At 63.6% G+C, this 18,935-nt stretch carries 20 protein-coding genes; 10 read left to right on the top strand and 10 right to left on the bottom strand.

All coding sequences use genetic code 11. The features are described from left to right. The first annotated feature begins 227 nt into the window (after positions 1-227). Entirely contained in the window at positions 228-1,133 is a 906-nt protein-coding gene (locus tag CWO91_RS14180; RefSeq protein WP_130214003.1) for a LysR substrate-binding domain-containing protein, read from the top strand. A gap of 138 nt (positions 1,134-1,271) precedes the next feature. Next, positions 1,272-2,627 (top strand): NAD(P)H-dependent oxidoreductase, encoded by a 1,356-nt coding sequence (locus CWO91_RS14175; RefSeq protein WP_091889040.1) that lies wholly within the window; start codon positions 1,272-1,274, stop codon positions 2,625-2,627. A gap of 26 nt (positions 2,628-2,653) precedes the next feature. Here CWO91_RS14175 and CWO91_RS14170 read toward each other — a convergent pair whose 3' ends face one another. Together CWO91_RS14170 and CWO91_RS14165 are read right to left on the bottom strand one after the other, a co-directional pair. Continuing rightward, entirely contained in the window at positions 2,654-3,616 is a 963-nt protein-coding gene (locus CWO91_RS14170; RefSeq protein WP_091889038.1) for a DMT family transporter, read from the bottom strand. Between the two features lie 75 nt (positions 3,617-3,691). Beyond that, complete coding sequence (locus CWO91_RS14165; RefSeq protein ID WP_165405445.1) at positions 3,692-4,171, bottom strand: PaaI family thioesterase; 480 nt, start codon at positions 4,169-4,171, stop codon at positions 3,692-3,694. Positions 4,172-4,355: 184 nt separating this feature from the next. Here CWO91_RS14165 and purL point away from each other — a divergent pair, with 184 nt between their 5' ends. Then, positions 4,356-6,566: a phosphoribosylformylglycinamidine synthase subunit PurL gene (gene purL, locus CWO91_RS14160; RefSeq protein ID WP_130214002.1), complete on the top strand. Its 2,211-nt coding sequence runs from the start codon at positions 4,356-4,358 to the stop codon at positions 6,564-6,566. A gap of 201 nt (positions 6,567-6,767) precedes the next feature. On the opposite strand, the gene CWO91_RS14155 is transcribed toward purL, so the two are convergent. Next, positions 6,768-7,958: an acyltransferase family protein gene (locus tag CWO91_RS14155; protein ID WP_091889034.1), complete on the bottom strand. Its 1,191-nt coding sequence runs from the start codon at positions 7,956-7,958 to the stop codon at positions 6,768-6,770. Between the two features lie 174 nt (positions 7,959-8,132). Here CWO91_RS14155 and CWO91_RS14150 point away from each other — a divergent pair, with 174 nt between their 5' ends. Then, positions 8,133-8,306, top strand: a complete 174-nt coding sequence (locus CWO91_RS14150) for a DUF1328 domain-containing protein (protein WP_007612121.1) — start codon at positions 8,133-8,135, stop codon at positions 8,304-8,306. A 182-nt stretch (positions 8,307-8,488) separates the two neighbouring features. On the opposite strand, the gene CWO91_RS14145 is transcribed toward CWO91_RS14150, so the two are convergent. Then, entirely contained in the window at positions 8,489-8,848 is a 360-nt protein-coding gene (locus CWO91_RS14145; RefSeq protein ID WP_091889032.1) for a DUF427 domain-containing protein, read from the bottom strand. Between the two features lie 174 nt (positions 8,849-9,022). On the opposite strand from CWO91_RS14145, the gene CWO91_RS14140 reads away from it, so the two are divergent. Beyond that, positions 9,023-9,268 carry a BolA family protein gene (locus tag CWO91_RS14140; RefSeq protein WP_091889031.1) on the top strand — a complete coding sequence of 82 codons (246 nt, stop codon included), beginning with the start codon at positions 9,023-9,025 and terminating at the stop codon, positions 9,266-9,268. A gap of 39 nt (positions 9,269-9,307) precedes the next feature. Next, positions 9,308-10,489 (top strand): low temperature requirement protein A, encoded by a 1,182-nt coding sequence (locus tag CWO91_RS14135; RefSeq protein ID WP_091889029.1) that lies wholly within the window; start codon positions 9,308-9,310, stop codon positions 10,487-10,489. Between the two features lie 10 nt (positions 10,490-10,499). Here CWO91_RS14135 and egtD read toward each other — a convergent pair whose 3' ends face one another. Beyond that, positions 10,500-11,471: an L-histidine N(alpha)-methyltransferase gene (egtD, locus tag CWO91_RS14130; protein WP_165405444.1), complete on the bottom strand. Its 972-nt coding sequence runs from the start codon at positions 11,469-11,471 to the stop codon at positions 10,500-10,502. A gap of 48 nt (positions 11,472-11,519) precedes the next feature. Next, positions 11,520-12,818 carry an ergothioneine biosynthesis protein EgtB gene (gene egtB, locus CWO91_RS14125; protein ID WP_165405447.1) on the bottom strand — a complete coding sequence of 433 codons (1,299 nt, stop codon included), beginning with the start codon at positions 12,816-12,818 and terminating at the stop codon, positions 11,520-11,522. Between the two features lie 250 nt (positions 12,819-13,068). On the opposite strand from egtB, the gene grxD reads away from it, so the two are divergent. The 4 genes from grxD to CWO91_RS14105 are packed head-to-tail and all read left to right on the top strand — an operon-like array spanning position 13,069 to position 16,544. Next, on the top strand, positions 13,069-13,395 hold the full coding sequence (gene grxD, locus CWO91_RS14120) for a Grx4 family monothiol glutaredoxin (RefSeq protein WP_061883061.1): 327 nt from the start codon (positions 13,069-13,071) through the stop codon (positions 13,393-13,395). Positions 13,396-13,398: 3 nt separating this feature from the next. Next, positions 13,399-13,950, top strand: coding sequence for an O-acetyl-ADP-ribose deacetylase (locus CWO91_RS14115; RefSeq protein ID WP_091889023.1), 552 nt, complete (start codon positions 13,399-13,401; stop codon positions 13,948-13,950). 46 nt (positions 13,951-13,996) lie between these two features. Continuing rightward, positions 13,997-15,283, top strand: coding sequence for a serine hydrolase domain-containing protein (locus CWO91_RS14110; protein WP_165405443.1), 1,287 nt, complete (start codon positions 13,997-13,999; stop codon positions 15,281-15,283). Position 15,284: 1 nt separating this feature from the next. Further along, entirely contained in the window at positions 15,285-16,544 is a 1,260-nt protein-coding gene (locus tag CWO91_RS14105; RefSeq protein WP_176945660.1) for a serine hydrolase domain-containing protein, read from the top strand. 32 nt (positions 16,545-16,576) lie between these two features. Here CWO91_RS14105 and CWO91_RS14100 read toward each other — a convergent pair whose 3' ends face one another. The 4 genes from CWO91_RS14100 to rpsD all read right to left on the bottom strand — a co-directional run bounded on the left by CWO91_RS14100 (position 16,577) and on the right by rpsD (position 18,922). Beyond that, positions 16,577-17,644, bottom strand: coding sequence for a threonine aldolase family protein (locus tag CWO91_RS14100; RefSeq protein WP_091889017.1), 1,068 nt, complete (start codon positions 17,642-17,644; stop codon positions 16,577-16,579). A 36-nt stretch (positions 17,645-17,680) separates the two neighbouring features. After that, positions 17,681-17,908 (bottom strand): type II toxin-antitoxin system RelE/ParE family toxin, encoded by a 228-nt coding sequence (locus CWO91_RS14095; protein ID WP_349525246.1) that lies wholly within the window; start codon positions 17,906-17,908, stop codon positions 17,681-17,683. Between the two features lie 53 nt (positions 17,909-17,961). After that, positions 17,962-18,189: a hypothetical protein gene (locus CWO91_RS14090; RefSeq protein WP_091889015.1), complete on the bottom strand. Its 228-nt coding sequence runs from the start codon at positions 18,187-18,189 to the stop codon at positions 17,962-17,964. Positions 18,190-18,304: 115 nt separating this feature from the next. Beyond that, complete coding sequence (rpsD, locus tag CWO91_RS14085) at positions 18,305-18,922, bottom strand: 30S ribosomal protein S4 (RefSeq protein WP_018647416.1); 618 nt, start codon at positions 18,920-18,922, stop codon at positions 18,305-18,307. Positions 18,923-18,935: the final 13 nt, after the last annotated feature.

Here is an 18,935-nt window from a genome sequence, read left to right as displayed (position 1 = left end):
GTTGCCGCGCGCAAACCCTGCGCCGGTGTTCTCAAAATCGCTTGTCTGGTGAAAGGGCTTAGCCTTGCGTCCTTCCCCCCGGGCGAACCGGCGCTCCGCGCCGTCCTGTTTCCTCGATCAGCACCCGTCTGCCGCGGGTCGCCTTGAGCCTGAAGCCTAGATCGCTGGCCATGGGCGACAATTGAATTATATTCGCCGTCACTTTAGCTGGCCTAAAAGGTTTCCTGATGCAGATACCGTTTCGCGCCATCATCGTCTTCCACGCGGTGGCGCGCGCGGGCAGCATTTCCCGTGCGGCGGATGAATTGCGGGTCACCCCGTCGGCGGTCAGCCAGCAGATCCAGGCGCTGGAGCTGCATCTCGGCACGGCGCTGACCTCTCGGGTGGGGCGTAACATTACCCTGACCGAGGCCGGCGAACGCTATTTCGAGATGATCAGCCGCGAGATCGAGCACGTCACCGACGTCACGCAGCATGTCCGCGGCATCCGCTCCGCCACCACATTGACGGTGCGCGCCGCGCCGAGCGTATCGAGCAAATGGCTGCTGCCGCGACTGGCAAGCTTCGTCAACGCCAATCCGGACATCGAATTGCGGCTCGACGGCACCAATGAGCCGGCCGATTTCCGCAAGGAGAATGTCGACCTCGAGATTCGCCATGGCGAAGGCAGCTGGCCTGGTCTGTTCGTGGAAAGTCTCGGCAAGGAGCGCTTCTTTCCGCTGTGTTCGCCTTCCTCGTTTGCTGCGGGGAGTCTCGTAGCCCAAGACCTGCTCAAGCACCGGCTGATCCATTCGGTGAAATCGCAGATGCAATGGCCGCGCTGGTTCACGGAGGCCGGCATCGAGCCTGCGGAACGCTGGAAGCGCGTGCTGTTCGACCGCAGCCACATGGCGATCGACGCTGCGGTCGACGGCCTCGGCATTGGGCTGGAAAGCGAACTGCTGGCCTGGCGCGAATTGCGCGACGGTCGCCTGGTTTGCCCCGTGAAGAACCCGCCGGAGGTCGCGCTGACCACGCAGTGGATCGTCTGTCCGCACGGCCATCTGCGCCATCGCAAGACCCGCACCTTCCTCGACTGGTTGCGCGGGGAACGCGACGCCTGGAGCGGGCAGCAGACCGTGTCGATTGTTTAGCGCGCCTACATCGTCGCGGCAGATAATCTGAATTGCCCCCGGATTCGCCGCTGCCTAACGTTTCCGTGCAAGGCGAGCGCGGCCGGACTTCACGGCTGCAACAACGCCGTCATCCGAGGAACGCTTAAGGAAATCCAGATGAATCTCCATCGCATGCTGCTGGAACGCAAGGCGGCCGGCAAACCTGTTACCATCGGCCTGATCGGGGCCGGAAAATTCGGCCTGATGTTCCTGTCGCAGGTGCGCCAGACCGACGGCATGCATCTCGTCGGCGTCGCCGACCTGAACACCGCCCGTGCCCGCGCGCAGCTCAAGCTCGGTTGCTGGCCGGAGGAGCAATATGCGGCAACCTCGATCGACGACGCGCTCAAGCATGGCCGCACCGTCGTCACCGACAATGCCGACGCGCTGATCACGCACCCGGCCATCGAGGTGATCATCGAGGCGACCGGCGATCCCGGCGCCGGCATCCGCTTCGCGATGAAGGCGATCGAGAACGGCAAGCACATCGTGATGGTCAATGTCGAGGCGGACGCAGTCGCAGGCCCCATCCTGGCGCGCAAGGCGAAGCAGGCCGGCGTCGTCTATTCACTCGCCTGGGGCGACCAGCCGGCGCTGATCGCCGATCACGTCGACTGGGCGCGTGCTGCCGGCTTCAAGGTCGTCGCTGCCGGCAAGGGAACGCGCTATCACCCGACCTATCACCAGTCGACGCCGGATACGGTGTGGGACATTCTCGACAAGTACATGAAGATCAAGGATCGCAACTCGATCAACCCGAAGATGTTCAACTCCTTCGTCGACGGCACCAAGTCGGGCATCGAGATGACGGCGGTATGTAATGCGACGGGGCTGCATGCGCAGAGTGAGGGCCTGTCGTTCCCGCCAGCAACGCGCTTCGAGCACGCCGAAATCTGCAAGCCGAAATCCGACGGCGGCATGCTGGAGAAGTCAGGCGTCACCGAGGTCACGTCGTCGGTCTATCGGGACGGCTCCGACGTGCCGCAGAGCCTCGTGATGGGGACCTATGTCGTGTTCGAGACTGACAGCGCCTATTCCGAGGAATGCTTCCGCGAATACAGCATGCTGCCGGACAAGACCGGCAAATATGCCTCGCTGTACCGGCCGATCCACATGATCGGGCTCGAGCTCGGCATCTCCGTCGCCTCCGCAGCGCTGCGCAAGGAGCCGACCGGCGCGCCGATCGTGTTCAACTCTGACGTGGTCGCGACCGCCAAGCGCAAGCTGAAGGCCGGCGAGATGCTCGACGGCGAAGGCGGCTTCTGCGTCTGGGGCAAGCAGACCCCAGCTGACGCTTCACTGAAGCAGGGCTACTTGCCGCTCGGCCTCGCCCACCATGTCAAGCTCAAGACCGATATCGAGCCAGGTCAGCGCCTGAGATGGGAGGACGTCGAATACGATCCCAATAGTCTCGCCGTGCGGGTGCGCCGCGAGATGGAAGCGGCCTTCCGGCAGCCGAACGTGGCTGCTTGATTGGCGCTCGCAAAAAGCGCTTCACGCTATCGTAGCTTCAGCCGCTCCGCCGGCACCGTCATGGCCGCAACGCCGGCCATGACCAGCAGCAGGCCCAGCGCCAGGTTCGATGGCACGCTCTCGCCGAGCAGCAGCACGGAGAGGCCGACGCCGATCGGGATGCGCAAATAGCCTTGCGCATTCGTGGTCAGCGTGCCGAGCCGGCCGAGGCAGACGTAGAACAGCATCAAGCCCAATGCGCTCGACACGATGCCCATGACGATGGTGGCGATGATCGCTGTCGGCGTCGGGTGCAGAGTCCAGGGCTGATCGATGACAAGCGAGGGCGGCAGCAGGATGATGCCGCCGAACAGCAGCGAGCCCGCTGCCACCACCATCGGGTCGTAGTCGGACAGCCTGAGGCCGAAGATCGTCGCGCAAGCAAAGGAGATGGTGGCGAGGAGGATCGCGATCTCCGCGATGATCTCGCTTCCAAAACCGCGTAGCGCATCGAGGCCGACGATGAGAATCGTGCCGGCAAGGCCGAGGATCGCGCCCGCGAGCTTCAGCAGCGTTGCCGGTTCGTGCCGTGTGATCAGCGAGGTGATGAGGAAGGCGAAGATCGGCGTCGTCGACGCCAGCACCACCGTGTTCGATGCCGGCACGTATTGCTGCGACCAGGTGATGATCAGGAACGGGAAGGTCGAGTTGATCAATTGCTGGGTCGCGAACAGCTTCCAGGCCTTGGCGTCGGTCGGGATCCTGACGCCGCGCATCCACAGGATCGCGAACAGGAAGGCGGCCGCGATCAGCGAGCGCGCCGCGATGAAGGTGATGGGCGGAATCGTGTCCAGCGCCAGCTTGGCCAGCGGATAGGTCGAGCTCCAGCAGCAGGCGAGCGCGAACAGCAACGCATAGTCGCGCCAGTTGCGCGCGCCGGTGGCGGCCATGGACGACGGCGTTGATGCGGACGCCATCGCGCGACCCGCCTCAGATGTGCTCTGCGGCACCTTGTTCCTGCTCCCCGGCGCACAAGCGCTTGGTGCAACTCTGGGCGAGGGGGCGTGAAAAGGGAAGGCGTCGAGCTATGCGTTTGGCTGGGGCTGCGGCCTCCGCTTCATCCGCTTGATCGTGCCGGAAAAGGTGAGCAGCAGCCGCTCGCCGGACATCATCTTGCCGCGCAGGAAGATCAGCGAGCCGCCGGCGCGGCTGACCTCGCCGGTGCATTCGATCAGCTCGCCCTCCCGCGCCGCGTCGAGGAATTCGCAGGCAAAATTGGTCGTCACCGCCCGGCTGTCCAGGACGTGGGTGGCGATCGCGAACAAGGAGTAGTCGGCAAAGGCCATGTAGCAGCCGCCATGGACGTTGCCGGAGCCGTTGAGGTGCTTTTTCTCGACCCGGAAGGCGCTGCGGACACTGCCGTCCGCCTCGATCCGGTGCCAGAAGGGGCCGACATGGGACTCAAAACTGTCCCGAATCCAGGTCCGCCAGCCCTTAAATTCTCCCTCGGTGGCAACATGGAGGTCGGGGCGGCGGGGAGCGGGCGCTTTGGTCAATTCGTGCAAGGAAATGGGCCTTCAATTACGGGTCTTTAGCCCTTAAATCCGATCCGTCCGCGCCGTGCAATTCCTGTTCCCGCGGGGCCCCCGGCGCAAAACGTGGGACAGCGGGAAAATGCGCCATAAAGGGCTTTTCCAAGCCCTCCGATGTTCCTAAGAACGGCCAAAGCCCGCCGAAAGCCCCGAATCCATGAAGAATGAACCCAAGATCACCCCCGAACTGGTTGCCGCCCACGGGCTCAAGCCCGACGAGTATGAGCGCATCCTCAAGCTGATCGGGCGGGAGCCGAGCTTCACCGAGCTCGGCATCTTCTCGGCGATGTGGAACGAGCATTGCTCGTACAAATCGTCGCGTATCCATCTGCGCGGCTTGCCGACCAAGGCGCCCTGGGTGATCCAGGGCCCGGGCGAGAATGCTGGCGTGATCGACATCGGTGACGGCCAGGCCGTGGTCTTCAAGATGGAGAGCCACAACCACCCAAGCTACATCGAGCCCTATCAGGGCGCGACCACCGGCGTCGGCGGCATTTTGCGCGACGTCTTCACCATGGGCGCGCGCCCGATCGCCTGCCTCAATGCGCTTAGCTTCGGCGCGCCGGAACATCCCAAGACCCGGCATCTCGTCTCCGGCGTCGTTGCCGGCGTCGGTGGCTATGGCAATTCCTTCGGCGTGCCGACGGTCGGCGGCCAGGTCCGCTTCCACACCCGCTATGACGGCAACATCCTCGTCAACGCGATGGCCGTCGGCCTCGCCGATGCCGACAAGATCTTCTATGCGGCCGCCTCCGGCGTGAACATGCCGATCGTCTATTTGGGCTCCAAGACGGGCCGCGACGGCATCCACGGCGCCTCGATGGCGTCGGCCGAGTTCGACGACAAGTCCGAGGAGAAGCGCCCGACCGTGCAGGTCGGCGATCCCTTCGCCGAGAAGCTGCTGCTGGAAGCCTGCCTCGAGATCATGGAGAAGGGCTGCGTCATCGCGATCCAGGACATGGGCGCGGCGGGCCTGACCTGCTCGGCGGTCGAGATGGGCGCCAAGGGCGATCTCGGCGTCGACCTCGATCTCGATGCGGTGCCGACGCGCGAGACCGGCATGAGCGCCTACGAGATGATGCTCTCGGAGAGCCAGGAGCGCATGCTCATGGTGCTCAAGCCCGAGAAGGAAAAGGAAGCGGAGGCCATCTTCACGAAGTGGGGCCTCGACTTTGCCGTGGTCGGCTACACCACGCCGAGCAAGCGTTTCGTGGTCAAGCACGGCGGCGACGTCATGGCCGACCTGCCGATCAAGGAGCTCGGTGACGAAGCGCCGGTCTATGACCGCCCGCATGTCCCCTCCGCCGCGCTGCCGATCGTACATGCGCGTGACGTTGCGGCGCCGATAGGCCTCGGCGCGGCGCTGGAGAAGCTGATCGGTACGCCGGATATGTGCAGCAAGCGGTGGGTGTGGGAGCAGTACGACCACGTCATCCTCGGCAACACCATGCAGCGCCCCGGCGGCGATGCCGCCGTGGTGCGCGTGCAGGACGGACCGAAGGGCCTGGCGCTGACGGTCGACGTCACGCCGCGCTATTGTGAGGCCGATCCGTTTGAGGGCGGCAAGCAGGCGGTGGCGGAAGCCTGGCGCAACATCACCGCGGTCGGCGGCAAGCCGCTGGCGATCACCGACAACCTCAATTTCGGCAACCCTGAAAGGCCCGAGATCATGGGGCAGTTCGTCGGCTGCCTGAAGGGCATCTCGGAAGCCTGCCGCACGCTCGACTTCCCGGTCGTCTCCGGCAACGTCTCGCTCTACAACGAGACCAATGGCCGCGCGATCCTGCCGACGCCCTCGATCGGCGGCGTCGGCCTGCTCGACGATTTCACCAAATCCGCTTCGCTCGCCTTCAAGGCCGAGGGTGAGGCGATCCTGCTTGTCGGCGAGACCCATGGCTGGCTTGGCCAGTCGGTTTACTTGCGCGACATCTGCGGCCGCGAGGAGGGCGCCCCGCCGCCGGTCGATCTCGCAGCCGAGAAGCGCAACGGCGATTGCGTGCGCGGCATGATCCATGCGGGTACCGCGACGGCCGTGCACGACCTCTCCGACGGCGGTCTCCTGATCGCGCTCGCCGAGATGGCGATGGCGAGCGGCATCGGCGCAAAATTGCTCGCCGCGCCGACCGCGCTTGTGTCGCAGGCCTATTGGTTCGGCGAGGACCAGGCACGCTATCTCGTCACTGTGCCGGAAACTGAGGCCGGCCGCGTGCTCGCCAAGATGCGCGGATGCGAGGTGCCCTGCGTGCGGATCGGCACCACCGGGAGCGATGCGATCGCCATCGCGGGCGAGGCGCCGGTGGCGATCGACACGCTGCGCAAATCGTTCGAGCACTGGCTGCCGGAGTATATGGGCGGGAAGGCGGCGTAAGGCGTTCCCGCGCTCTCCGTCATTGCGAGGAGCAAAGCGACGAAGCAATCCAGACGGTCTCCGCGGAGGGACTCTGGATTGCTTCGTCGCAAGCGGCTCCTCGCAATGACGAGTTGAGAGACCTTGGCCTCGCGATAAGGGGACCACTGCCGCTTGTGGCAAGACCCCGGATTGCGCTTGCGCTCCATCCCATCTACTGGGTCACAGCACCTTCGTTGCCCCGGGGATCTGGCGCAAGGCGCGCGTTAGCGCCCAACTGAACGCGACTGTCAGCACGAAGCCGATCGTCGCCTTGACGATCGCTGGCAGGTCATATTCAAACAGCCAATATTGCAGCCAAAGCGCGATCGGGTAGTGCACCAAAAACATGCCGTAGGCGTCCGACTGCATCGGATCGAGTAGCTTGGCTGAGCCTGATTGTCTGAACCTCTGGAAAAAGGCGAGGATTAGAAACATGATGGCCACGCTGAAGACAGCGAAGCAGATGGCATAGAGCCCCTCATACCAGTTCGGCAGCGGCGACGGATTTCCCAATATTTCGCGCTTGATGAAGATCAGTCCCCAGAGCAGGCAATACGGAACGATCGTCAAGACCATCCAGTCCCAGCTGACCTTCGCCATCCGGCCGTCTGCCGCGAGCAGGCCGCGATCCATATTCGCGACGCCAATGCCGGCACCGAAAAAGAAGTAGCTCGCATAGAGCATCACGCGCCCGTGCTGCACCGAGAACGGCCCGAACTCGAACCAGTTGCCTGGTCCATAATACATCAGCCCGGGAACATAGAACGCTGCGGTGACGGCAAGCATGACCGCGAAGAACACGGCGGGCCGACGGCGACCGTGCAGCGAGAGGCGGTTGATCGGATCGAGCAGGGTGGGTGACAGCCGATGCAATATGCAGGCGACCACGTCGAATCCGAGCAGGACCCAAAGGAACCAGATCGGCCCGCTCGGCCACGGGCCCTTCGTGACCATATTCCACCAATATTCCGAAAAGCCGATCTCGGGATGGTGTCTGAGCGAGATGGCGTAATAGGCGAGCGGAATGATCGTGAATGCGCAGATCACGAACGGCAGGCCAAGCCGAAGCAGGCGATCTGCCAAATAGTTCAGCGGTCCCTTGCGGGAGATGCCCGACCACGCAAACAAGCCCGACAGGAAGAAGAACATCGCCATGAAGAAGCTGTCGGTGGCGAGCACGATCATGTCGAAGCCGAAGAAGAATTTCGGGTCGGTATGACCGAAGTAAGTATAGGGGATGACGGCATGGTGCAGCAGCACCACCAGCGTCAGGAAGGTACGGGCACGATCGAGCGACAAATTGCGCGTCTTGGCCTTGGGTGCGGCGTGTGCCTCTGCGCCGATCGTCGCCGAATGTGACATCGTCATCATGATTGCCCCGCGCTCCCGCCCCGGCTGGACTGTGCCGCCGGGAACCTGATTCAGCAAGGGCCGTTTGGGTCGCTCTTCAGTCCCGGACCCTTAGGAACCAGTTCCGCGTGACGAAGTTAGGGTTCGCGAAAAGGGCGTGAGGCCGCGAGGGGCGGCACCAATTCGGAGCTGGCGATGACGATCCTGAAGTGGGCGCTGATCTTCTTACTCGTTTCGATCGTGGCCGGTGTACTCGGCTTCACCGGCATTTCGGCCGCCTCCGCCGATATCGCCCGCTTCCTGTTCTACGTTTTCGTCGTGATCTTCCTGGTGCTGCTGATCCTGGGGCTCACGATCTTCAGGGCGTAGCTGCGCAGCTTCCACGCTTACACTCGTCATGCCCGGACCCGCCAGCGCGGCCGAAGCCGCTTCGGCGAGGCAAAGGCCCGGGCATCCACGTCTTCTATGCCCGAAGCTAAGAAAGTGGATGGCCGGGACAAAGGCGAGCGGAAGCGACGCCGTCCTTCGGACGGCTATGCCCGGCCATGACGTTACCCCACCTCCTCGATCTTCACCTTGTCCGGATAGAAGGCAAGATGGCCGGAAATCTCCGTCATCGCGGGGAAGGGCGTCTCGTAGGTCCAGATCGCGTTGTCCAGCGTCTTGCCGTCGGCTTTGACGCTGTAATAGTTCGCGTCGCCCTTGTACGGACAATGGGTGACGCGGTCGGTTCGCTCGAGCAGGGCCATATTGGTGTCCTCCCGCGGCACATATTGCACCGCCGGATATTTGGCCTCCTTCAAGGTCAGCGCTTTGCTGGTCTCGGCGATCACGATGTCGCCGGCCGTGACGCGGACGCGCCGGGGATTTTGGGTGATGGTGATGGGGTGGTCGGGCCCTGGAAGCTTCATGATGTCACGCCTTTTCGATCAACCTGCCGCGCGCGGCACTTTGTCGTGCCTTCCTGTTGGGATCAGGGATATAGTGCCTGAGTGCGTGACGGTGAAGGCCGTTCACGCTAAGTTTGGCCGTGCCGGTGAGGGGACCCCGGCAAGCGATTCGAGACCAGAAGGAGCGAGACCAGAATGCCCATGGACGCCCACGATATCGAGGCGATGATCAAGGCAGCAATCCCCGATGCCGAAGTGACCATCCGAGACCTCGCCGGCGATGGCGACCACTATGCTGCGACTGTGATCTCTGAATCCTTCCGCGGCAAATCCCGCGTCCAGCAGCACCAGATCGTCTATCAGTCCCTGCGCGGCCAGATGGGCGGCGTGCTGCATGCGCTGGCGCTGCAAACCGGGGTACCCGGCGGGCCGGGCGCTTGATCTGACGGGCACCTGATCCAAGCGCGACGGGGCACGAAGATGGCGGCGGAGAACCCGCGCGGCGCGATGTTTCGCGTCATCGGTCCGAACCAGCACAGCCGTGTCACCAATGCCGAGCTGTTCTTCGACCTCGTCTTCGTCTTTGCCGTCACACAAGTCTCGCACACTCTGCTGCACCATTTTACGCCGCTCGGCGCGGTGCATGTCGCGGTGCTGTTTCTCGCGGTATGGTGGGTGTGGGTCTACACCGCCTGGGTCACCAATTGGCTCAATCCCGAGCTGACGCCGGTCCGCATCTTGCTTTTCGCGATGATGCTGGGCGGCCTCGTGCTGTCGACGACGATTCCGACCGCCTTCGAGGGGCGGGGCCTGTGGTTTGCGATCGCCTATGCGACCATGCAGGTGGGGCGTACCGCGTTCTGGCTGTTCGCGACCCCGCATCACCGCACCGCGGTGCGGCACAATGCGATTCGCATCCTGACCTGGCTCTCGATCTCCGCGGTGTTGTGGATCGCTGGCGGCCTGTCCGAGGGTGATACGCGGCTATGGCTGTGGATCGCGGCGGTGACCTGGGAGTACATCTCCCCGGCGGCGCGCTTCTGGGTCCCGAAGCTGGGCTTCTCGTCGGTCGAGGCCTGGGCCGTCGAAGGCGCGCACATGGCCGAGCGCTGCTCTCTGTTCGTCATCATCGCGCTCGGCGAGGCCATCGTCGTCAACGGTGCCACTTTTGCCGAGCTGACGTGGACCGCGGACAACATCCTCGCCTTCGTCTCGGCGCTGGTCGGCGCCATCGCGATGTGGTGGGTCTATTTCCACAAAGGGGCTGAGGCCGGCTCCGAGCGCATCTCGAAGTCCACCGAATCCGGCCGGCTGGCGCGGCTCGCCTACACCTATCTGCACATGCCGATCGTCGCCGGCATCATCCTGACTGCGGTCTCGGACGAGCTGGTGCTGAAGCATCCCGCCGGCCATTCCGACCTGCGCACCATCGTGAGCACGATCGGCGGTCCGCTGGTGTTCCTGGTCGGCACCATCCTGTTCAAGCACGCCATCCGCGGCTTCCTCCAGCTCTCCCACGGCATCGGCATCATCCTGCTGCTGGTGCTGAGCTGGTTCGCGTCGGAGCTATCGCCGCTCTGGCTTTCGGTCGCAACAACGGTGATCATGATCGTCGTGGCAGTGTGGGAGTCGGTGTCGCTGGGGGCGGCAACCGAGGAGTAGGCGCGGAGGCCTACTCCGCCACCTCCAGCGCATGCACGGAGAACATCTTGGCCGCGTCGGTCCAGCTTTCGCGCACACGCCAGCCCGCGCCCTGTGCCAGTGATGCGAAACGCTCGATGCTGTATTTGTAGCTGTTCTCGGTGTGGATGCTCTCGCCCGGGCGGAACGAGAAGCTGGTGCCGAGCAGACGCACAGTCTGGCTCCTCCTGCTGATCAGGTGCATCTCGATCCGGTGCCGCTCGCGGTTGTAGATCGCACGATGGGTGAAGGCGGAGAGGTCGAAATTGCCGCCGAGCTCGCGGTTGATGCGCACCAGCACATTGAGATTGAAGCGCGCGGTGACGCCGGCGGCATCGTTGTAGGCGTCGTGCAGTACCCGCTCATCCTTCTCGAGATCGGCGCCGATGATCATCTGCGCGCCGCGGCCAAGGATCTTGCGCGCGCTCTTCAGAAACGCCTGGGCTTCCTGCGGCTCGAAATTGCCGATGGTCGAGCCCGGGAAGAATCCGACCTTGGGCATGGATGCGACCGCCCTGGGCAGTTCGAACGGCGTGGTGAAGTCGGCGGCGACCGGATAGATGCCGAGCGTCGGGAAGTCCCGCTTCAGGCCGTTCGCCTGCGCCTTCAAGAAGTCGCCGGAGATGTCGACGGGCACATAGGCCGCGAACTTGCAATGGCCCAGCAGCAGGCGAACCTTGGTGGTCGCGCCGGCGCCGAACTCGACCAGCGCCGCATGCTCCGGGATGATCTTCGCGATGTCGCTGCCGCGCTCCCTCAGGATCGCAAGCTCAGTGCGCGTCGGATAATATTCCGGCAGGCGCGTGATCGCCTCGAACAGCTCTGACCCCGTCGCATCGTAGAAATATTTCGGCGACAGCTTTTTCGGCTGCTGCGAGAGGTCCTCGATCGCCTCCCGGGCGAAGGCAGTCGTCTGCTCGTCGGGGAGATGGGCTTCGGCCAAAGCGCTGGCGTGCACATTCATGATACTCTCCTGAACGCGCTGTCCGGCGCGCATTTGTCGTCGGAATGTTTAGTCGTAGTCGGCGAGCCGCAGCCCCGTGAACTGCCAGCGGTGGTGCGGATAGAAGAAGTTGCGATAGGTGATACGGCTGTGGCCTTCAGGGGTTGCAAGCGAGGAGCCGCGCAGCACCAGCTGGTTGACCATGAATTTGCCGTTGTATTCGCCGAGCGCGCCTTCGACGGCGCGGTAGCCGGGATATGGCGCGTACGAAGAGCGGGTCCATTGCCAGACGATGCCGAAGGCATCGTTGAGCTGGTCGGCGCGCGCGGCGACCTCCCATTCCATCTCGGTCGGCAGGTGTTTTCCAGTCCAGCGGGCGAACGCGTCCGCCTCGTAATAGCTGACGTGGCAGACCGGCGCATTCGGATCGATCGGCTTGAGGCCGGCAAGCGTCATCACGTGCCACGCGCCATCGACCTCGCGCCAGTGGCCCGGAGCGTCCCAGCCCTCGTTGCTCACCGTGGCAAAGCCGTCCATCAGCCACAGCGTTGCGGTCCGGTAGCCGCCGTCGCGCATGAAGGCGAGCCATTCACCATTGGTGACGAGATGGCGGGCGATCTTGACCGGACCAACGAGGGCGCGATGCGCCGGCTTCTCGTTGTCGAAATGGAAGCTGTCGTCGACATGGCCAACGGTGTGGATGCCTTCGTTCAGTGACAGCCAATCCTCGCCGGCACGGGTCGCAGCCGGGAAGCGCCAGTCCGGATCATAGGCCGGGGAGACCGGATTCTGTGCGAAGGCGTGCAGGATGTCGGTGAACATCAATTCCTGATGCTGCTGCTCGTGATTGAGCCCGACCTCGACCAGCGGCGCGATCTCGCGCAGCTTGGCCGCGCCGGCTTCGCGGAAGAATTTGACGACGGCCGCATCGACATATCTGCGATAGGCGCCGACCTGGTCGGCGCTGGGACGGGTGATGTCGCCGCGGCGATGCCGGGCATGACGTGGGCCGGCGCTGACGTAATAGGAATTGAACAGGAATGCGAAATCGGGGTGGAAGGGCTGGTAGCCCGGACAGTGCTCGCCGAGCAGGAATTGCTCCCAGAACCAGGTGGTATGCGCCCGGTGCCATTTGATCGGGCTCGCATCCGGCATGGACTGGATCTGCTGGTCCTCGGGTGAGAGTGGCACCGCCCTGCGTTCGGTCTCGTTGCGGACGGTGAGAAACGCGTCTCCCAGCCGCTGGGCGAGCTTGCCCGGGTCGGAGGACGGTGACGAAAGCAGGGCGGCGGCCGTAGCTGAGGCTTGTTTCGTCACGTTTTTCTCCAGACAGGACAAGAGAACGTTGTTGGCGCTACCCGGTTCCAAAACCAAGGTTCGTCCTAGATAGGGGCTCCGTTACGGTATGAAAGTCCTCTCCGGCGATGATATTGATGTCATCAGCCTATGGACCGGCGGGGCTCAGACCGGCCGCCCAAGTCCAGGACGAGGGCCCTTCGCCGCCATTTTACTTTGGATGCACAACGGTTTGGGCTACATATATGGGCAGATGTCGGGTTAGATCGGCTGAGCCGGCCCGAGACAATTGGTGGGGGCTCCGCCCCGGAAGGACATGGAAATGAGCATCGAGGAATTCATCGCCAACGAAGTGAAGTCGAACGACGTGGTTCTGTTCATGAAGGGCACGCCGCAATTTCCGCAGTGCGGGTTCTCCGGCCAGGTCGTCCAGATCCTCGACCATATTGGCGTCGGCTATAAGGGCCTCAACGTCCTGGAATCCGCCGAGCTGCGCAACGGCATCAAGGAATATTCGAACTGGCCGACCATCCCGCAGCTCTATGTGAAGGGCGAGTTCGTCGGTGGCTGCGACATCGTCCGCGAGATGTTCCAGGCCGGCGAATTGCAGCAGCTCTTCTCCGAGAAGGGCGTCGTCGTTGCGGCTTGATGCATGACCCAGCTGACGCGCCGGGTCAGTGGCGCCGAGCTCGAGGTCATCGTTGCCGACATTACCACGCTCGGCGTTGACGCCATCGTCAACGCCGCAAATTCGTCTCTCCTTGGCGGGGGCGGCGTCGATGGGGCGATCCACGACGCTGCCGGTCCCGAGCTTCTCGCCGAGTGCCGGACGCTCGGAGGATGCCCGACCGGCGATGCCAAGATCACCAAGGGTTATCTTCTGCCTGCGCGCCATGTGATCCATGCCGTCGGCCCCGTCTGGCATGGCGGCAGCCGCGGCGAGGCGGAGGCGCTGCGCTCGTGCTATCGTCGCGCGCTCGAGCTCTGTCAGGCCAATGGGCTGACCTCGCTGGCCTTCTCCGCGATCTCCACTGGCGTTTATCGTTTTCCGGCCGGCCAGGCCGCGAAGATTGCGGTTCATACGACCATCGACACGCTGCCGGCCGCGCCCTCGGTCAGCCGTGTCATATTCTGTTGTTTCTCGGAGCGAAGCGCGGCCCTTCACATGGACGTGTTGGCGCGGTACGGCAGCCCTTGTGCGTGACGACGCGGTCAGTACACTCCGCCGGACCATGTTCCGGGGAGGGGGTATGATTTCACAGTCTGGACTGCGTGCGCTGGTCTGCGGCACGCTGGTGTCGCTTGGTGCGATGTCGTCCGCGCACGCGGAGGGCACCTACGAGATTCCGGCCGGCGCGCATTTCAACCAGGACAAGCTCGCGAAGGTCAGCGAGTTCTTCAAGAACGAGGTCGCCACCGGCAAGATCGCCGGCGCCACCGTGCTGATCAAGCAGCACGGCAAGCCGGTTTACCACGAAGCCTTCGGCGTGCAGGACGTGGTCAGCAAGGCGCCGATCACCGACAAGACGATCTTCCGCCTGTTCTCGATGACCAAGGCGATCACCTCGGTGGTCGCGATGCGATTGATCGAGGATGGCAAGATCAAGTTAGATGATCCCGTCTCGAAATACATCCCGTCGTTTGCCAATGTGAAGGTCGGCGTCGAGAAGAAGGCGGAGGACGGCAGCAAGTCGCTCGAACTGGTGCCGCCCAACCGGCCGATGACCGTGCTCGACCTGATGCGCCACACCTCGGGCATCACCTATGGGTTCTATGGCGACAGCCTGGTGCGCAAAGCCTATCGCGAGGCCAATATCTATGCTGGCGATTTCGACCTTGCCGAGTTCGCCGAGCGGATCGCAAAACTGCCGCTGCACAACCAGCCGGGTGCGCTCTGGCAATATGGCCATTCCACCGACGTGCTGGCGCGTGTGATGGAGATTGCGGCCGGCAAGCCGCTGATCGACATCATGCGGGAAAAGCTGCTCGACCCGCTCGGCATGGTCGATACCGGCTTCTTCGTTACGGCCCCCGAGAAGCAAAAGCTCCTGGCGCAGCCGGTGCCGAACGACAGCGATTTCCGGGTCGGCCGGATCAACGATCCGACCACCGTCAAGAAAATCCAATTCGCCAGCGGCGGCATGGTGACGACCATGGCCGACTATGAGCGCTTTGCGCAGATGCTGCTCAACGGCGGCAGCCTCAACGGCAAGACCATCCTCAAGCCCGAGACATTCAAGCTGATGGTGACCGATCAGGTCGGCCCGAAATCGGGCGTCGACCGCGACTATTTCTACTTCCCCGGTGACGGTTTTGGCTTCGGCCTCGGCCTTGCAGTCCGCACCGATCCCGGCAATGCCAAGCCGCCGCCACCCGGCGATCTCGGCGAATTGAAGTGGGATGGCGCCTCCGGCTGCTATTTCGTGATCGACCCCAAGCAGGACATGTTCTTCGTCCTCCTGGAGCAGACTCCTACCGAGCGCCAGCGGGTGCAACGGACATTGAAGCAGTTGGTCTATGAAGCCATGGAGAAGTGATGTGCGCGGGCGCCGCGCGGTGATCGCGGCGCTCGTTGTTCTGTTTGGAGTGGTCGGTGCGCGTGCGGGCTCCGAGCGCGCCGCGCACAAATTCTCGCCTGAAGGCCTCGCAAAGATCTCCGACTACATCCGGAACGAGATCGCCACCGGCAAGATTCCCGGCGCCATCCTGCTGCTCCAGCAGCATGGCAAGCCGGTCTACTATGAGAATTTCGGCGTCCGTGACGTCGCGACCGAGATCTCGATGAGCGCGGACACGATCTTCCGCCTCTATTCGATGTCGAAGCCGATCACCTCGGTCATGGCGATGATGCTGGTCGAGGAGGGCAAGCTTTCGCTCGACGATCCGGTTTCGAAATACATTCCGGCCTTCGCAGGCATGAAGGTCGGGGTTGAGACGAAGGCGGAGGACGACAAGGTCGTGCTGGCGCTGGAAGCGCAGAATCGTCCCGTCACGATCAAGGACCTGCTGCGCCACACCTCGGGTCTGCCGTATGGCTATCATGGTGGCGGCTTGGTGCGCGAGCTCTATGCCGAGGCCAATCTGTTTCAAAGCAATCTCAGCAATGCCGACTTCGTCGCGAAGATCACCACGCTGCCGCTGGTCGAGCAGCCGGGCACCGCGTGGGATTACGGCTTTTCCACCGACGTGCTCGGCCGCGTCGTCGAGGTCGCTTCCGGCAAGACGCTGCTCCAGTTCGAGAAGGAGCGGCTGCTCGATCCGCTCGGCATGACCGAGACCGCGTTCTTCGTTGCCGATCCCGCCAAATTCCAGCGCGTTGCCGAGCCGATGCCGGAGGATCGCAACATCAACCCGACCACGCCGGTTCGCGACATCAGGCGGCCGTCGAAGTGGGAATCGGGCGGCGGCGGCATGGTCGGCACGATCGGCGACTACGCCCGTTTTGCGCAGATGCTGCTGAATGGCGGCATCTACGAGGGACGGCGTTATCTCAAGCCCGAGACTATCGCGCTGATGGCATCCGATCACATCGGAGCTGAGACGAAGATCGCGCGCGACCAGAACTATTACCCGGGCGACAGCTCCGGCTTCGGCCTCGGCTTTGCCGTACGCACCGCGGTGCCGTCGGGTACGGCGTGGCCGCTTGGCGAGTATCGCTGGGACGGCGTCGGCGGCACGTTCTTCTTCATCGATCCCGAAGACGATCTGTTCGGGATCTTCATGGTGCAGACCCCCTCACAGCGCGGCCGGATCCAGCTGGCGCTGAAGACGCTGATCTATCAGGCGATGGGGCGGTGAGCTCGACCATTACGCCGCTCGGGCTACCTGACTTACGCCCCGCGCACGATCTCCCTGACGTATCCGATCGTCTCCTCGATCTGGCTCGCATTGACGTCGAGATGGGTGCAGGCGCGGATGCGGCCGTCCATCATCGCAAGCGTCACGCCGCGCTGGCGCAGCGCTGCGACCATCTTGTCGCCGGCAACGCCGGCGCCGTCGGGCTTGAAGAACACCAAATTGGTCTCGGGCTCCTGCACCTCGATGCCAGAGATCTGCAACAGCCCGCGGGCGAGCGCGCGCGCATTGGCGTGGTCGTCGGCAAGGCGCTCGACGTGATGGTCGAGGGCGTAGATGCAGGCCGCGGCGCAGATGCCGGCCTGCCGCATCGAGCCGCCGAGGCGCTGCTTCCATTGCCATACCGCGTCGATGAAGGCGCGTGAGCCTGCAAGCACGCCGCCGATCGGCGCCCCGAGGCCCTTGGAGAAGTCGATCCAGGCCGAATCCCATCCGGCGGTCATGTCGCGCGGCGAGATTCCGCTTGCCACGGTGGCGTTGAGCAGGCGCGCGCCGTCCATGTGGGTGATGAGGCCGTGCTGCTTGGCGATCGCGACGATCTCGTCCAGTGCCGCCTTCTTCCAGATCGTGCCGCCGCCAATATTGGCGGTCTGCTCTACGCTGACGACGGTCTGCGGCGGCTGGTAGCGCGTGCGCGGATGCAGCGCCCTGCGCAACGTGTCGGGCGTGAACTGGCCGTCGGCGCCCTTCAGCTGCGTGACCTGGAAGCCGCCGATCGCCGCATGCGCGCCGCCTTCGCGGGCGATGATGTGCGCGGTCTCGTGCGCGAGGATCTCGTCGCCGGGACGGCAATGCACCAGCGTCGCGGTGACGTTGCACATCGTGCCAGAGGGCATGTACACCGCGGCTTCCTTGCCGAGCAGATCGGCCACGCGCTCGCACAGCGCATTCACGGTCGGATCGTCGCCGACCTGCTCGTCGCCGACCTCCGCCCGCGCCATCGCCTCGCGCATCGCGGCCGTCGGCTTCGTCTGCGTGTCCGAGAGCAGATTGATGCGCACCGGCGGCGCCTTGGGGTCGAGGGGGGGAGGGGTGTAGAGCATCAACTTGCTCCCTGAGGGATTGGCATTCACTCGCGGTCAGCGAATTCTAGGTGGACGCCGGGCGGCATGACGAAACCGCATAATAACGATTTCTGTCTCGGTCACACGATAATCGATCAGATAAGGATAAGGGTTGACTGGCAAGCGGCGGACGTATGCACGAGTGGTCTGCCGCCCTGCATAAGGATGGTCCTGGAGCAGCGCGATAAGCGCGACAATGCGGTCGCGGACGTGGCCTGCTCCTTGGGACGAGCGCGCTTCGATATAGGTCAGGGCTACGTCGATCTAGGCAAGCGCCCGCTTCGTGTAGCGGACCTTCACAGCCCGTGCTTGGCCCACATCGCGCGAACTTCATCGGCGCTAGCCAGCTCACCGCGGGCGATTTCGGCTTCGGCCTCGGCGAGATCCGCCTCTTCCGCCGCCGTCAGCTGGATCGGAGGCTGATCGACTCCGGCGAGTTCAAGCAGCGCTCGCGCCAACTCATCCTGCTCTGAATCGGGCAGGCCGGAAACCTTGCTAAAGGCCTCTTCCAGAAGACGCGTCATGGTCAACTCCGCTACGTGTAAGCATAGCACGGATGGGATGAGACAGGGGAGTGGCGGCCTGAAACGAAAAAGGCCCCGGAAACCGGGGCCTTTGAACGTCGATCTGCCGAAACGATCAGCGCGAATAGAATTCGACGACTAGATGCGGCTCCATCTGCACCGGGAACGGCACGTCGGAGAGGCCGGGGATGCGCGCGTACTTTGCGGTCATCTTGCCATGGTCGACTTCGAGATAGTCGGGAACATCGCGCTCGGGGAGCTGGCTGGCTTCGAGCACGTGAGCGAGCTGCTTGGAAGCTTCCTTGACCTCGATCACGTCGCCGACCTTGAGCTGGTAGCTCGAGATGTTGACCTTGCGGCCGTTCACCTTGATGTGGCCGTGGTTGATGAACTGGCGCGCGGCGAAGATCGTGGAGACGAACTTGGCGCGGTACACGACCGCGTCGAGACGGCGCTCGAGCAGGCCGATCAGGTTCTCGCCGGTGTCACCCTTGAGGCGGCTGGCTTCCACGTAGATGCCGTGGAACTGACGCTCGCTGATGTTGGCGTAGTAGCCCTTCAGCTTCTGCTTGGCGCGGAGCTGCACGCCGAAATCGGAGAGCTTGCCCTTGCGGCGCTGGCCGTGCTGGCCGGGGCCGTATTCCCTGCGGTTCACGGGGCTCTTCGGGCGGCCCCAGATGTTCTGGCCCATACGGCGATCGATCTTGTACTTCGCCTCACTACGCTTAGTCATCGCGTCCTCTTCG

Origin of the sequence: Bradyrhizobium genosp. SA-3 (genome assembly GCF_004212635.1) — a bacterium.
Classification (GTDB): Bacteria; Pseudomonadota; Alphaproteobacteria; order Rhizobiales; family Xanthobacteraceae; genus Bradyrhizobium.
The sequence above is the reverse complement of the archived record's forward strand: the minus strand, read 5'-3'. Positions and strand labels throughout refer to the sequence as shown.